Consider the following 14,152-nt stretch of genomic DNA (forward strand, 5'->3'; position numbering starts at 1 on the left):
TATGCTGATGTATGTCAAATTATCGTTGACGGATTGTCTTGTTGAATTCACAGTCGAGCCATTCCCAAGACGCACTCCACCCTTGCAGCAGGAGCAGACCGATGGCCGAATCCGTCACCTCCCCCTCTGCCGCCTCGGCCGCCGCGCGCGGCGGTTTCCTGGCGGCGATCTTCCTGATGGCGACCTCGGCCATCGGGCCGGGCTTCATCACCCAGACCGCGACCTTCACGGCAAAGCTGGGCGCTGCCTTCGCCTTTGCCATCCTCGCCTCGATCGTGATCGACTTCGTGGTGCAGCTCAACATCTGGCGCATCACCGCGCTGACCCGGCGCAACGCCTCGGACACCGCGAACGCCGCCATTCCCGGCGCGGGCTACCTGCTGGCGGTGCTGGTGCTGGTCGGCGGGCTGGCCTTCAACATCGGCAACATCGCCGGGGCCGGGCTGGGCCTGAACGCCATGTTCGGGCTCGAGCCCAAGATCGGCGGCGCGCTGTCGGCGGCGCTGGCCATCGGCATCTTCCTGTCGCGCCGGGCCGGGCTGCTTCTGGACCGTTCGCTGATCGGGCTGGGCTTGCTGATGATCGCCATGACGGTCATCGTCGCCCTGGTCTCTAACCCGCCGGTCGGCGACGCGGTGCGGCAGATGGTGCTGCCCGAGATCGTCGATTTCGCCACCATCACCACCATCGTCGGCGGCACCGTCGGCGGCTATATCACCTATTCCGGCGCGCATCGCCTGCTCGACAAGGGACTGGTGGGCGAGCAGAACCTGGCCGCCGTCACCCGCGCCTCGCTGACCGGGATCGCGGTCACGGGGGTCATGCGCTTCATCCTGTTCCTGGCCATCCTGGGCGTCGTCGCCTCGGGGGTGACGCTGGACCTGTCGGGCCAAGCCGCGAACCCCGCCGCGCAGGCCTTTGCCGTGGTGCTGGGCGAATGGGGAATGCGCATCTTCGGCCTGATCTTCTGGGCCGCGGCCATCACCTCGGTCATTGGGGCGGCCTATACCTCGGTCAGCTTCCTGGTTGCCTTCCGCACCATGGGCGACCGCGACCGCAACATCGCGACGGTGATCTTCATCGCCATCTCGCTGGCGGTCTATCTGTCGCTGGGCACGGCGCCGGCCGCCATCCTGGTCTTTGTCGGCGGCTTCAACGGGCTGATCCTGCCCATCGGCCTGACCATCTTTACCTATGTCGGCTTCGCGCGGGCCGACCTGATGGGCGGCCATGTCTACAACCGCCCGCTGCTGATCGCCAGCGCCGTGGTCTGCGCCCTGACCTGGTACATGGGCTTCAAGTCCATCGGCCCGATCTTTGCCTTCCTGGGCGCCTGAGCCATGATCGCGGCAGGCCCCCTGCGGGCCCGCCGCCCCAATTCCCGCCCCAATTCCCGGAGGATCACATGACCCGCAACATCGACCTGAACAGCGACCTGGGCGAGGGCTATGGCGCCTGGAAGATGGGCGACGACGCCACCATGCTGGGCATCGTCAGCTCGGCCAACGTCGCCTGCGGCTTTCACGCTGGCGACCCGCTGACCATCCTGGCCACCGTGCGCGAGGCGGCGGCGCGGGGCGTGGCGGTCGGGGCGCATGTCTCCTATCCCGACCGGGTGGGCTTCGGCCGCCGGCCGATGGACGTGACCCATGCCGAGCTGGTCGCGGACGTGATCTATCAGATCGGCGCGCTGCAGGGCATCTGCGCCGCCGCCGGCACCCGCGTCCGCTATGTCAAGCCGCATGGCGCGCTTTACAACACCATCGCCGTGGACCCGAAACAGGGCGCGGCGGTGATCGAGGGCATCCGCGCCGTCGATCCCTCGCTTGCCATGATGGGCCTGGCCGGGACGCAGATCCTGGCCCAGGCGGCCGAGGCCGGCCTGCCCACCATCGCCGAAGCCTTTGCCGACCGCGCCTATCGCCCCGACGGCCAGCTGGTCTCGCGACGCGAGCCGGGCGCGGTGCTGCACGACCCCGAGGCCGTTGCCGCCCGCATGCTGCGCCTGGCGACCGAGGGCAGGATCGAGGCGGCGGACGGCTCGACCCTGCACCTTCAGGCCGACAGCATCTGTGTGCATGGCGACAGCCCCGGCGCGGTGGCCATGGCCGCCCGCATCCGCGAGGCGCTGCTGGCGGGCGGCGTCGCCATCGCCCCGGCCACGGGGGGCGCGGCATGACCCTGCTGCCCGATCCCGCCTCCGCCCGCGCCGCCCGGCTGGCCTGCCGCGAAGGCGCGCCCCGTCCCACGGCGGGCATGGCGCCGGGCTTCACCCAGTGCAACATGATCTCGCTGCCCAAGGACTGGGCCTGGGATTTCCTGCTTTACGCGCAGCGCAACCCCAAGCCCTGCCCGGTGCTGGACGTGACCGACCCCGGCAGTCCCCGCACCGCGCTTGCGCCGGATGCCGACCTGAGGACCGACATCCCGCTGTATCGCATCTGGCGCGACGGCGTGCTGGCTGAAGAAACCCCCGACGCCACCGCCGCCTGGGCCGAGCATCCCGACCTGGTGACATTCCTGATCGGCTGTTCCTTTACCTTCGAGACGCCCTTGCAGCAGGCGGGGATCGAGGTGCGCCACATCGCCCAAGGCTGCAACGTGCCGATGTTTTTGACCGACCGCGACTGCCGGCCGGCGGGGCGGCTGCATGGCAAGATGGTGGTGTCCATGCGGCCGATCCCGGCGGGGCGGGTGGCCGAGGCGGCGATGATCTCGGGCCGCACGCCGGCGGTCCACGGCGCCCCGGTGCATGTCGGCGCGCCCGAAGCCCTGGGCATCGCCGACCTCATGCGTCCCGATTTCGGCGACCCGGTGCAGATCCGGCCGGGCGAGGTGCCGGTGTTCTGGGCCTGCGGCGTGACCCCGCAAGCGGCGCTGATGGCGTCGAAGCCGCCCTTCGCCATCACCCATGCGCCGGGCTACATGTTCATCACCGACGTGCCCGACACGCATTGGCAGGTGTGACCATGCGCTTCCTGCCCATCGGACCCCGCACCCTGCTGGCGGAACTGGACGACCTGGACCAGACGCTGGCGCTGTTCGACGCTTTGCTGGCCGATCCGGTGCCCGGCGTGGCCGAGATCGTCCCGGCCGCGCGCACGCTGATGATCCGCACCGCGCCCGGCGTCGCCGCCGACGGCCGGCTGGCAGGCGCGGTGCTGGCCCGCCAGCCCGCCCCCGGCACCCCGCCCAACGCCCGCGCCAGCGAGACGGTCGAGCTGCCCGTGACCTATGACGGCGAGGATCTGGCCGATGTCGCGGCCCATATGGGCCTGACCGAGGCCGAGGTGATTGCCGCCCATCAGGAGACCACCTGGCAGGTGGCCTTTTGCGGCTTCGCGCCGGGCTTCGCCTATATGACCTGCGACGATCCGCGCTTCGAACTGCCGCGCCGCCCGGCCCCGCGCACCCGCATCCCGGCGGGTTCGGTGGCGCTGGCCGGGCGTTTCTGCGGCGTCTATCCGCAGGAGACCCCCGGCGGCTGGCAATTGATCGGCCGCACCGAGGTGCCGATGTGGGATCTGTCCCGCGACCCGCCGGCGCTGCTGCGTCCCGGCGTGCGCTGCCGTTTCGTGGCGCGCCGGGCCGAGGTTCGCCCCTCGGCCGCCATCCCGCAGCCCCAACCCCGGCAGGGCCTGCGCGTGCAGTCCACCGCCTTTCCCATCGTCTTTCAGGACGAGGGGCGGCCGGGGCAGGGCGGGCAGGGCGTCTCGGCCTCGGGTGCGCTCGACATGGGCGCGGCGCGGCGGGCCAATCGCGCCGTCGGCAACCCCTCGGACGCGCCGGTGCTGGAGATCACGCTGGGCCCTGTCCGGCTGCGGGCCGACCAGCCGATGACCCTGGCCCTGACCGGCGCGTCGCCGGCCAGCGTCGCCGGCCATGCCGTCCCGCGCGGCGCGGCCTTTGCCGTGGATGCGGGCGACGAGATCGCCATCGACCCGCCGCAGGCCGGGATGCGCAGCTATCTGGCGCTGCGCGGCGGCTTCCGGGTCGCGCCGGTGCTGGGCTCGGCCGCCACCGATACGCTGGCCCATGTCGGGCCCGAGCAGGTCGCGGCGGGCGCGGTGCTGGCCCCCGCGAACCGTCCCGCCACCGCCGCGGCTGCGGCCGAACCCGAACCGGCGCTGCCGAAACCCGGCGATCTGGTGGAATTGCCGGTGACGCTGGGCCCCCGCGCCGACTGGTTCACGCCCCAGATGGTCCAGCATTTCCTGACCCAGGAATGGCTGGTGACGCCGCAAAGCTCGCGCGTCGGCATCCGCCTGCAAGGCGATGCGGTGACGCGCGAGGATGCGACCGAACTGCCCTCGGAAGGGACCGAGACCGGCGCGATCCAGATCCCGCATTCCGGCCAGCCGGTGCTGTTTCTGGCCGACCATCCGCTGACCGGCGGCTATCCGGTCATCGCCACCCTGCGCCCCGAGGCGCTGGACCTGGCCGGGCAGGTCCCGCCCGGCGCCCGCATCCGCTTTACCGCCAGCGCCGATTTCGCCCCCATCACGCCAGAGAGGCCCGCATGACCATTTTCGCCACCGGCCCCAGCCGCCCGATCCGCCGCCTGCTGATCGCCAACCGGGGCGAGATCGCCGTCCGCGTGATCCGCGCCTGCCGCGACGAGGGCATCGAAAGCGTCGCCGTCTATGCCGATGCCGATCGCGACGCGATCTTCGTGCGCATGGCCGACCAGGCCCATGCGCTGGGGGGCGACAAGCCCTCGGACACCTATCTGGATGCCGGCAAGATCATCGCCATCGCCCAGGCCGCCGGGGCCGATGCCATCCATCCGGGCTATGGCTTCCTGTCCGAGCGCGCCGATTTCGCCCAGGCGGTGCAGGATGCCGGGCTGATCTGGATCGGCCCCGATCCCAAGGTGATCGAGGCGCTTGGCGACAAGATCGAGGCCCGCCGCATCGCCGAGGCGGTGGGTGCGCCGCTGGTTGCCGGCACCCCCGGCCCTGTCGAAAGCGCCGCCGAGGCGCTGGCCTTCGCAAAGGAACACGGCCTGCCCATCGCCATCAAGGCCGCTTTCGGCGGCGGCGGCCGCGGCATGAAGGTCGCCTGGCGGCTGGAAGAGGTCGAGGAGCTGTTCGAATCCGCCACCCGCGAGGCGCTGACCGCCTTCGGCCGCGGCGAATGCTTCATCGAGCAGTTCCTGGATCGCCCGCGCCATGTCGAGGCGCAGGTGCTGGCCGACCGACACGGCACCGTCAAGGTGATCGGTACCCGCGACTGTTCCCTGCAGCGTCGCAACCAGAAGCTGGTCGAAGAGGCGCCGGCGCCCTTCCTGACCGACGAGCAGCGCGCCCGCATCCACGATTCCGCCCGCGCCATCTGCGCCCATGCCGGCTATTCGGGCGCGGGGACGGTGGAATACCTGCTCTCGGCCAATGGCACGATTTCCTTTCTCGAGGTGAACACCCGGCTTCAGGTCGAGCATCCTGTGACCGAGGAAACCACCGGCATCGACCTGGTGCGCGGCATGATCCGCGTGGCGCAAGGCGCCAAGCTGGCCGACGAGACCGTGCCCGAGCCGCGCGGCCATGCCATCGAATTTCGCATCAATGCCGAAGATCCCGCGCGCGGCTTCCTGCCCACGCCCGGCCCGGTCGAGGTCTTCGATGCGCCCTCGGGGCCGGGCATCCGGCTGGACAGTGGCGTCGCCCAAGGCTCGGTGGTGCCGGGCAGTTTCGATTCGCTGATGGCCAAGCTGATCGTGACCGGCGCCACGCGCGAGGAAGCCTTGCAGCGCGCCGAACGGGCGCTGCGCGAGTTTCGCATCGGGGGCGTGGCCTCGGTGCTGCCCTTTGCCCGTGCCGTGCTGGCCCAGTCGGATTTCCGCGCCGAGGACGGGGATTTCCGCGTCCATACCCGCTGGATCGAGACCGATTTCGCCGAACCGCTGGCCGAGGCGGTCGTCCCCCATGCTCGCGTCGCGCCCGCCGCGCAGGCGCCGCTGCTGCGCCTGGCCATCGAGATCGACGGCAAGCGGCACGAGCTGGGCCTGCCCGCGAACCTGCTTGCGGCCTTGCCCTCGGGCGGCGCTCCCGCGGAGGCTGCGCCCGAGACGGATGAGGCGGTGCTGGCCGCCCCGGTCCCCGGCACGCTGACGCTGTGGCAGGCCGAGGACGGGGCCGAGGTCGAACAGGGCCAGGTCGTCGCCGTCATCGAGGCGATGAAGATGGAGACCCGGATCGAGGCGCACCGGGCGGGCCGGCTGATCCGCATCGCCGCGCAAGGCGAGGTGCTGGGCTTTGGCGCGGCCCTGGCGCGGATCGGCTGAGGCGCTTTGACATTTCCCGGCGGGCCGTGCCAATTCGGCCCGCCGGCCCCTGGCCGCCGGATACCTGCCGGGAAAGACGATGAGCCTGCTGAACCGCCGCCTCCTGACCTTTGCGCTGGCCGCCCTGGGCGGCGCGGCCTTTCTGCTGTTGCACCTGCCGCTGCCCATGCTGCTGGGGCCGATGCTGGCCTGCCTGGTCGCGGCGCTGGCCGGCGCGCCTTTGGCCGGGGCCGGGCAGTTCGGCATCTTCATGCGCACCATCCTGGGGGTGGCGGTCGGCGCCTCGATCACGCCCGGCGTGCTGGCGGAACTGCCGGACGTGGCGGCCTCGCTGCTGTTCGTGCCGGGCTTCATCGGGGTGATCGCGCTGGTCGGCTATCCCTTGTTCCGCCGCGCCTTCGGCTTCGACCACGCCACGGCCTGGTATGGCGCCATGCCCGGCGGCTTGCAGGACATGCTGGTCTTTGGCGAAGAGGCGGGCGGCGATGTCCGCGCGCTGTCGCTGATCCATGCGACGCGGGTGCTGGTGATCGTCACCGTCGCGCCGCTGATCCTGACCGGCTGGTGGGGCGTGGACCTGTCGCAGCCGCCCGGCGCGCCGATGCGCACGACCGGCGCGGCCGAGATCGCGCTGATGGTCGCCGCCGGGCTGGTCGGCTGGAAGGGGGCCGAGCGGCTGGGCATCTTCGGCGCCTCGATCCTGGGGCCGATGGTGCTGACGGCGGCGCTGTCGCTGTCGGGCCTGATCACCCAGCGCCCGCCGGCCGAGATGATCCAGGCCGCGCAATTCTTCATCGGCATCGCCGTCGGGGTGAAATATGCCGGCATCACCCTGCGCGAGTTGCGCCTGCATGTGACGGCCGGGCTGGTCTATGCGCTGCTCTTGGCGGGGATCAGCCTGGTCTTCATCGAGGGGATCGTGCACCTGGGGCTGGCGCCGGGGCTCGACGCCTTCCTGGCCTTCCTGCCGGGCGGGCAGGCCGAGATGGTGGTGATCGCGCTGATCGCCGGGGCGGACATGGCCTATGTCGTCAGCCACCACCTGCTGCGCATGGTCATCGTGATCGTGCTGGGTCCGGTGGTGGGCAAGGTGCTGGGCCGCCGCCGGGGCTGAGGCAACCGCGGCCCCGAGGGGCCGGAACCAAGGGGAGGAACCGCATGAGCCATCGCATCCTGAAAGCCGCCGACCATCGCCGCATGCCGTGGAAGAACGGCCGCGGCGAGACGGTCGAGATCGCCGTCCACCCCGCGGGCGCGGGCCTTGCCGATTTCGGCTGGCGCGTCAGCATGGCCGGCGTGACCGAGGACGGCGATTTCTCGATCTTCCCGCAGATCGACCGCACGCTGGCGGTGCTGACCGGCGCGGGGGCCGCGTTGCAGGTGCAGGGGCAGCCCGCCCAGCGGCTGACGCCGGAGAGCGCGCCGCTGGCATTCCCGGCGGATGTGCCCACCTCGGCGCGGCTGCTGGCGGGGCCGATCACCGACCTGAACGTGATGACCCGGCGCGGCGCCTTCACCCACCGGCTGGCGCGGCTGACCCAGGCGGCCGAGGGCGCGCCGGGCTGGCGGCTGTTGCTGGCGACCGCGCCGGTGGTGCTGGATTTCGCCGGCGGGACCGTGGCGCTGGACCAGCTCGATGCGCTGTTCTGCGAAGGGCCGGAGGCGGCGCTGCCGGTCGGTCCCGCGCCGGATGTCTGGCTGATCGAGATCGCCCGCGCCTAGTCCCGACGATTGCCGAGCAGCAGGTCGCGGCCGGCGAAGATGCCGCCGACGCATTCCATCTCGAAGCGTTCCATGTCGCGGCCGCGGATCTCGGCCATGACCTCGTCGATCTCGTCGGGGTCGTCGCCCAGCTGCAGCAGCGCCTCGCGGCCCAGGGCGAAGGCGCTTTCCAGCGTCTCGCGCAGTTGGTAGTCGGCGCCGGCCTCGACCAGTTCGCGCGCATGTTCGCGGTCGAAGGCGCGGGCGATGACCGGGACCAGCGGGAATTCGTGCTTGGCCAGCTCGACGATGCGGGTGGTGGCCTGCCGGTCGCCGGGCACGGCGACGATCAGGCTGGCGTTGCCGGCCCCGGCGGCGTGCAGGATGTCCAGCCGCGCCCCGTCGCCATACCAGACCTTGAAGCCGAACTCGTCGGCATCGCGGATGGTCTGCGGATCGCTTTCGACGATCGAGATGGAATGGCCGCGCGCGATCAGCGGCTGGCTGACGATCTGGCCCATGCGGCCGAAACCGATCATCAGCACCCGCGCTTGCAGCCCCTGCGCCGCCTCGACCCCGTCGAGCGAGGGGGCGGGCTTGGGCGCCAGCCGGTCGTGCAGGATGATCAGCAGCGGCGTCAGCACCATCGAGACGATGACGATGGCGGTCAGGATGGCATTGTCCTGGCCGCTGATGATGCCGAACTGCATGGCGCTGGAATAAAGCACAAAGGCGAACTCGCCGCCTTGCGCCATCAGCACCGCGCGCTCCAGCGCCTCGGCCCGGCTGGCGCGCAGCACCCGGCCGACGGCATAGATCACCAGCATCTTCAAGAGCATGTAGGCCGGCACGCAGATCGCGATCAGCGCCCAGTTGGCGGCGATGACGGTCAGGTCCAGCGCCATGCCGACGCCCAGGAAGAACAGGCCCAGCAGCAGGCCGCGGAACGGCTCGACATCGGCCTCGAGCTGGTGGCGGAAGCTGGATTCGGACAAGAGCACCCCGGCCAGGAAGGCGCCCATCGCCATGGACAGCCCGCCCCATTGCATCAGCAGCCCCGCGCCCAGCACCACCAGCAGCGCGGCGGCGGCCATCACCTCGCGCCCGCCGAAGCGCGCCAGCAGGCCGAACATCGGGTTCAGCAGATAGCGCCCGGCCGCGACCAGCGCGGCGATGCAGCCCAGCCCGATGGCGATGCCGGCCAGGCGCTGGGACAGGGTCACTTCCTCGCTGCCCGGCGCCAGGAAGGCGACCAGCGCCAGCAGCGGCACGATGGCCAGATCCTCGAACAGCAGGATGGCGATGATGCGCCGGCCCTTGGGCAGGGCGATTTCGCCCCGCTCGGCCAGCATCTGCATGACGATGGCGGTCGAGGTCAGCACGAAGCCGGTCCCCGACACGAAGCTGGCGGCGACCGGAAAACCCAGCGCCAGCCCGACGCAGGTCAGCGCCGCGATGGCCAGCAGCACCTGGGCAAAGCCCAGCACGAAGATCTCGCCCCGCATCGCCCAAAGCCGCGAGGGCTGCATCTCCAGCCCGATCACGAACAGGAACAGCACCACGCCCAGCTCGGCCACATGGATGATCGCCTGCGGGTCGTCGAAGAAGCCCAGGCCGAAAGGCCCGATCGCCAGCCCCGCCGCCAGATAGCCCAGCACCGAGCCCAGCCCCAGCTTGCGAAACAGCGGCACCGCCAGCACCGCGGCCGCCAGCAGCACAACCACCCCCACAAGCGGCATCCCGCCGCCGCCATGCCCCGCCGCCTCGGCGGCGGCCGTCATCTCTGTCGCCATCCGGTCCCCGTTCGCGCTGGTTTCCGGGGGTAAGCCTATACCCGGCGCCCCCGATCACAAAGCGCCGCGCTCAGCGCCAGCCAAGCGCCGGGGCGACATGGGCCAGAACTGCCTCGATCACATGCAGGTTGTAATCGACGCCCAGCTGGTTCGGCACGGTCAGCAGCAGCGTGTCGGCCTCGGCGATGGCCTCGTCCTCGCGCAGATCCTCGACCAGCCGGTCGGGCTCGCCGGTATAGCCGCGGCCGAAGATCGAGCGGGTCTCCTCGATGAAGCCGATCTGGTCGGCCTCCTTGCCGCCATGGCCGAAATACATCCGGTCGCGGTCGTCCATCAGCGGAAAGATCGAGCGGCTGACCGAGACGCGCGGCTCGCGCTCATGCCCCGCCGCCGCCCATGCCTCGCGATAGGCGCGGATCTGCTCGGCCTGCTGGACGTGGAAGGGCTTGCCGTTCTCGTCGGTCTTGAGCGTCGAGCTTTGCAGGTGCATGCCCAGCTGCGCCGCCCAGCGGGCGGTGTCGTTCGAGGCCGCGCCCCACCAGATCCGCTGGCGCAGGCCGGGCGAATGCGGCTCGATCCGCAGCAGGCCGGGCGGGTTGGGGAACATCGGCCGCGGGTTCGGCCGCGCGAAGCCATGCCCCTCGATCACGTTCAGGAACACTTCGGCATGGCGCCGCGCCATGTCGGCGTCGCTTTCGCCCTCGGCCGGGGAGTAGCCGAAATAGCGCCAGCCCTCGATCACCTGCTCGGGCGAGCCGCGCGAGATGCCCAGCTGCAGCCGCCCTTGCGAAATCAGGTCGGCGGCCCCGGCATCCTCGGCCATATACAGCGGGTTTTCATAGCGCATGTCGATGACGGCGGTGCCGATCTCGATACGGCTGGTGCGCGCGCCCACCGCCGCCAGCAGCGGAAAGGGCGAAGCCAGCTGGCGGGCGTAGTGATGGACGCGGAAATAGGCGCCGTCCGCGCCCAGCTGCTCGGCGGCGACGGCCAGCTCGATGGATTGCAGCAGCGTGTCCTGGGCGCTGCGGGTGTGCGAGGCGGGCTCGTCCGACCAATGGCCGAAGGACAGGAAACCGATCTTCTTCACGGGACCACCTTTGGGATTGCGGGTTCCTGGGATATGGGACCGCTGCGGCCCCCACCCCAGCCCGCCTGCCACGAGGGCTGGCGCAATTCCGCCGCCACATGGTCGATGAAGCGGCGCAGCTTGGCGGGCATGGGCAGGACCGGCGGCCAGACCGCGACGATGGGCAGCGGCCTGGTGCCAAAGCCGGGCAGCACCCGTTCCAGCCGCCCGTCGGCCAGCGCCGGCGCGACGATGAAGCCGGGCAGGATGGCCAGCCCCAGCCCCTCGACGGCCATGTCGCGGATCGCCTCGCCATTGTTCATCGACAGCCGCCCCTGCACCAGCGGCGAGACGAAGCGGTCGCGGTCCTGGAACTGCCACAGCTGGCTGTTGGGCAGGTGGCTGTAGCCGATCACCTCATGCTCGCGCAGGTCGGCCAGGGTTTGCGGCCGGCCCTTGCGGTCCAGATAGGCGGGGCTGGCGCAGGCGACGCTGGCGTCCTCGCACAGCTTGCGCTGCATCAGCGCCTTGTCGCGCATCTTGCCGATGCGGATGCCGATGTCGAAGCCCTCGCGCGCCAGGTCGCGGCTGCGGTCGTCGTAGTCGACGCTGATCTCCAGCTCGGGGTTCTGGGCGGCGAAGCGGGCGATGATCGGCCCCAGGTGCAGCACGCCAAAGCTCATCGGCGCGGCGACGGACAGGCTGCCGCGCAGGGGCGCAAGCCCGTCCATGTCCCAGGCGGTGCTTTCGGCCGCCGCGACCAGTTCGGCCAGCGCGGGACGCAGCCGCTCGGCCAGGCGCAGCGCCGCCTCGGTCGGGGTGATGCGCCCGGCATTGCGGCGGAACAGGGCGGCGCCCAACGTCGCCTCCAGGTCGGTGATCCGCTTGCTGACCACCGATTTCGACAGGTTCAGCCGCGCGGCGGCGGCGGTGACGGTGCCCAGTTCCATCACCGTCAGGAAGGTTTCCAGGTCGTTCAGGTCATAGCGCATGGTCCGAGCTTACCCGTTCGCCAGCGTCGAACACAAGGTTCGCAGCCGGCGCCGTGGCGCAAAAGCCGCCCATGGCCGATATTGGTGCCGACAGAAAGGAGGCCCATCATGGAGCTGACCGGAATTCACCACCTGACGGCGATCACCGCCGATGCGCCCGGCAACAAGCGGTTCTATACCGACACGCTGGGGCTGCGGCTGGTCAAGAAGACCGTCAACCAGGACGACACCAGCGCCTATCACCTGTTCTATGCCGACGGGCTGGCACGGCCCGGCACCGACCTGACCTTTTTCGACTGGCCGGCGGCGCGGGAACGGCGGGGGACGCATTCGATCAGCCGCACCGGGCTGCGGGTCGCGGGCGACAGCCTGGAGTATTGGGCCGGGCGGCTTCAGGACCGCGGCCTGACCGTGGGGCAGATCGCCCGGATCGACACCCGCGCCAGCCTCGATTTCGAAGACCCCGAGGGCCAGCGTTTCCGCCTGACCGAGGACGCCGCCGATGCCGTGACCGCGCCCTGGGAAAAAAGCCCGGTGCCGGCGCAGCACCAGATCCACGGGCTGGGGCCGATCACCATCTCGGTGCCGGAACTGGCCCCGACCGAGGCGGTGCTGACCCATGTCATGGCCATGCGCAAGGTCCGCGACTATGCCAGCCCCGACGGGCACGGCACCGTCCATGTCTACGAAATGGGACAGGGCGGCCCTGCGGCCGAGCTGCATGTGGCGGTCCAGCCCGACTTGCCCACGGCGCGCCAGGGTGCCGGCGGGGTGCATCACGTCGCCTTCCGCGTGCCCGACAAGCCGGCGATCCACGCCTGGGCCGCGCGGCTTTCCGAGATGCCGGTGCCCAATTCGGGCGAGGTCGAGCGCTATTATTTCCGCTCGCTCTATTTCCGCGAGCCGGGGGGCAACCTGTTCGAGATCGCCAGCGACGATCCCGGCTTCGCCGTGGACGAGCCGCTGGAAAGCCTGGGCGAGACGCTGTCCCTGCCGCCTTTCCTGGAAGGGCAGCGCGCGCAGATCGAGGCCCGGCTGAAGCCGCTGGACTGAACCCTGCCGAACCGAACGAAAGGCCGCCGGATCGCTTCGGCGGCCTTTTTCCTACGTGCAAGAATCCGCCCGCGGCCTTCGGGCCTGTTGCCGCATCGGGGGTTTCGCCCCATGCTCTGCTGCGCGACAGGACGAAAGGGAGCCTTACCCCATGAGCCAGCCGGAAACGGACAAGCCCGCCTCGGAACTGATCGACGCACGGATCAATGAGCTGGGCGACTGGCGCGGCGAGACCTTGGCGCGGCTGCGCGTCCTGATCCACGAGGCCGATCCCGAGGTGGTCGAGGAATGGAAATGGCGCGGCGTGCCGGTCTGGTCGCATGACGGCATCCTCTGCACCGGCGAGACCTACAAGCAGGTGGTCAAGATGACCTTCGCCAAGGGCGCGGCGCTCGAGGATCCGGCGGGCCTGTTCAACGCCAGCCTGGAAGGCAACACCCGCCGCGCCATCGACCTGCGCGAGGGAGAGCGGATCGACGCCGAGGCGCTGAAGGCGCTGATCCGCGCCGCCGTGGCGCTGAACACGGCCAGCAAGAAAAAGGGGCGGTCGAAGTGACCGCCCCGTGAACTGGTTAACAAGATAATATCAGGCGGTCTTGGCGCGCTGCGCCATGGTCGCCTCGGCCCACCAATGCAGCTCGTCCAGCATGGCGTCCAGCGCGGGCAGCAGGTTCGCCTCGACCTCGGCCATCTCGCCATTGGCGCCCAGGGGCGAGACCTTGAAGAAATCGCCGCCGCCCAGATGCACGGCGTTGCGCAGCGGCACCATCTGCAATTCGACGGCGATGCCGCGCAGATGCTCGATGGCGCGGGCGGCGCCGACGCCGCCATAGCCCATGGCCGCCGCCGGCTTGCGGTTCCATTCCTTGTAGGCCTGGTCCAGCGCATTTTTCAGCGAGCCGCTGACCGAGTGGTTGTATTCCGAGGTCAGAAAGACATAGCCGTCGAACTCGGCCAGCTTCTGCTGCCATTTCACCGCACGCGGATCCTGCGACGGCACCCAGAGGTTCGAGGCGACCTCGTCGAACAGCGGCAGGTCGTAGTCGCGCAGGTCCACCAGCTCGAAGCTCATGTCCTCGCGCTTCCGGGCGTTTTCCAGTAGCCAGGCGGCGGGCTTGTCGGCAAAGCGCGCGGCGCGGGTCGAGCCGATGATGATGGCGATATGCGGTTTCCGGGTCATGGTCTGGTCCTTCGTCATGGTTTGGCGGGCCGGACGCGGCCCTTCTGGTTGAATGTCGTGGCCTCAAACTGGGCCCTGCGA

13 protein-coding genes are annotated in these 14,152 nt (G+C 70.3%); 9 read left to right on the forward strand and 4 right to left on the reverse strand.

Translation table 11 applies throughout. From position 1 onward, the window contains the following. Positions 1-101: 101 nt before the first annotated feature. From KF941_RS13530 to KF941_RS13560, 7 genes are all read left to right on the forward strand, one after another. Positions 102-1,337 (forward strand): NRAMP family divalent metal transporter, encoded by a 1,236-nt coding sequence (locus KF941_RS13530; RefSeq protein WP_072463562.1) that lies wholly within the window; start codon positions 102-104, stop codon positions 1,335-1,337. 68 nt (positions 1,338-1,405) lie between these two features. Then, positions 1,406-2,179 (forward strand): 5-oxoprolinase subunit PxpA, encoded by a 774-nt coding sequence (locus KF941_RS13535; RefSeq protein ID WP_214273576.1) that lies wholly within the window; start codon positions 1,406-1,408, stop codon positions 2,177-2,179. Further along, on the forward strand, positions 2,176-2,967 hold the full coding sequence (locus KF941_RS13540) for a putative hydro-lyase (RefSeq protein ID WP_214273577.1): 792 nt from the start codon (positions 2,176-2,178) through the stop codon (positions 2,965-2,967). Before KF941_RS13535 ends, KF941_RS13540 begins: the two co-directional genes overlap by 4 nt. Before the next feature lie 2 nt (positions 2,968-2,969). Continuing rightward, positions 2,970-4,523 carry an urea amidolyase family protein gene (locus KF941_RS13545; RefSeq protein WP_214273578.1) on the forward strand — a complete coding sequence of 518 codons (1,554 nt, stop codon included), beginning with the start codon at positions 2,970-2,972 and terminating at the stop codon, positions 4,521-4,523. Beyond that, positions 4,520-6,283, forward strand: a complete 1,764-nt coding sequence (locus tag KF941_RS13550; RefSeq protein ID WP_214273579.1) for a biotin carboxylase N-terminal domain-containing protein — start codon at positions 4,520-4,522, stop codon at positions 6,281-6,283. The genes KF941_RS13545 and KF941_RS13550 overlap by 4 nt, the downstream gene beginning before the upstream one ends. Positions 6,284-6,362: 79 nt before the next feature. Next, positions 6,363-7,397 carry an AbrB family transcriptional regulator gene (locus tag KF941_RS13555; RefSeq protein WP_214273580.1) on the forward strand — a complete coding sequence of 345 codons (1,035 nt, stop codon included), beginning with the start codon at positions 6,363-6,365 and terminating at the stop codon, positions 7,395-7,397. A gap of 44 nt (positions 7,398-7,441) precedes the next feature. Then, positions 7,442-8,005: a HutD family protein gene (locus KF941_RS13560; RefSeq protein WP_214273581.1), complete on the forward strand. Its 564-nt coding sequence runs from the start codon at positions 7,442-7,444 to the stop codon at positions 8,003-8,005. On the opposite strand, the gene KF941_RS13565 is transcribed toward KF941_RS13560, so the two are convergent. From KF941_RS13565 to KF941_RS13575, 3 genes are all read right to left on the reverse strand, one after another. Then, a complete protein-coding gene (locus KF941_RS13565; protein ID WP_240540303.1) occupies positions 8,002-9,765 on the reverse strand; it encodes a monovalent cation:proton antiporter-2 (CPA2) family protein in 1,764 nt (587 codons plus the stop codon). The two genes, KF941_RS13560 and KF941_RS13565, sit on opposite strands and share 4 nt — an antisense overlap. Before the next feature lie 82 nt (positions 9,766-9,847). Continuing rightward, positions 9,848-10,867, reverse strand: a complete 1,020-nt coding sequence (locus tag KF941_RS13570; protein WP_036749923.1) for an LLM class flavin-dependent oxidoreductase — start codon at positions 10,865-10,867, stop codon at positions 9,848-9,850. Next, complete coding sequence (locus KF941_RS13575; protein WP_214273583.1) at positions 10,864-11,838, reverse strand: LysR family transcriptional regulator; 975 nt, start codon at positions 11,836-11,838, stop codon at positions 10,864-10,866. Before KF941_RS13575 ends, KF941_RS13570 begins: the two co-directional genes overlap by 4 nt. Positions 11,839-11,946: 108 nt before the next feature. Between KF941_RS13575 and KF941_RS13580 the strand changes: the two genes are divergently transcribed. Together KF941_RS13580 and KF941_RS13585 are read left to right on the forward strand one after the other, a co-directional pair. Next, positions 11,947-12,891 carry a ring-cleaving dioxygenase gene (locus KF941_RS13580; protein ID WP_214273584.1) on the forward strand — a complete coding sequence of 315 codons (945 nt, stop codon included), beginning with the start codon at positions 11,947-11,949 and terminating at the stop codon, positions 12,889-12,891. Between the two features lie 151 nt (positions 12,892-13,042). After that, positions 13,043-13,447, forward strand: a complete 405-nt coding sequence (locus KF941_RS13585; RefSeq protein WP_214273585.1) for a DUF1801 domain-containing protein — start codon at positions 13,043-13,045, stop codon at positions 13,445-13,447. A gap of 30 nt (positions 13,448-13,477) precedes the next feature. Here KF941_RS13585 and KF941_RS13590 read toward each other — a convergent pair whose 3' ends face one another. Beyond that, a complete protein-coding gene (locus KF941_RS13590; RefSeq protein WP_072463580.1) occupies positions 13,478-14,071 on the reverse strand; it encodes an NAD(P)H-dependent oxidoreductase in 594 nt (197 codons plus the stop codon). Positions 14,072-14,152: the final 81 nt, after the last annotated feature.

Origin of the sequence: Paracoccus sp. pheM1 (assembly GCF_018499825.1) — a bacterium.
Lineage (GTDB): Bacteria > Pseudomonadota > Alphaproteobacteria > Rhodobacterales > Rhodobacteraceae > Paracoccus > Paracoccus versutus.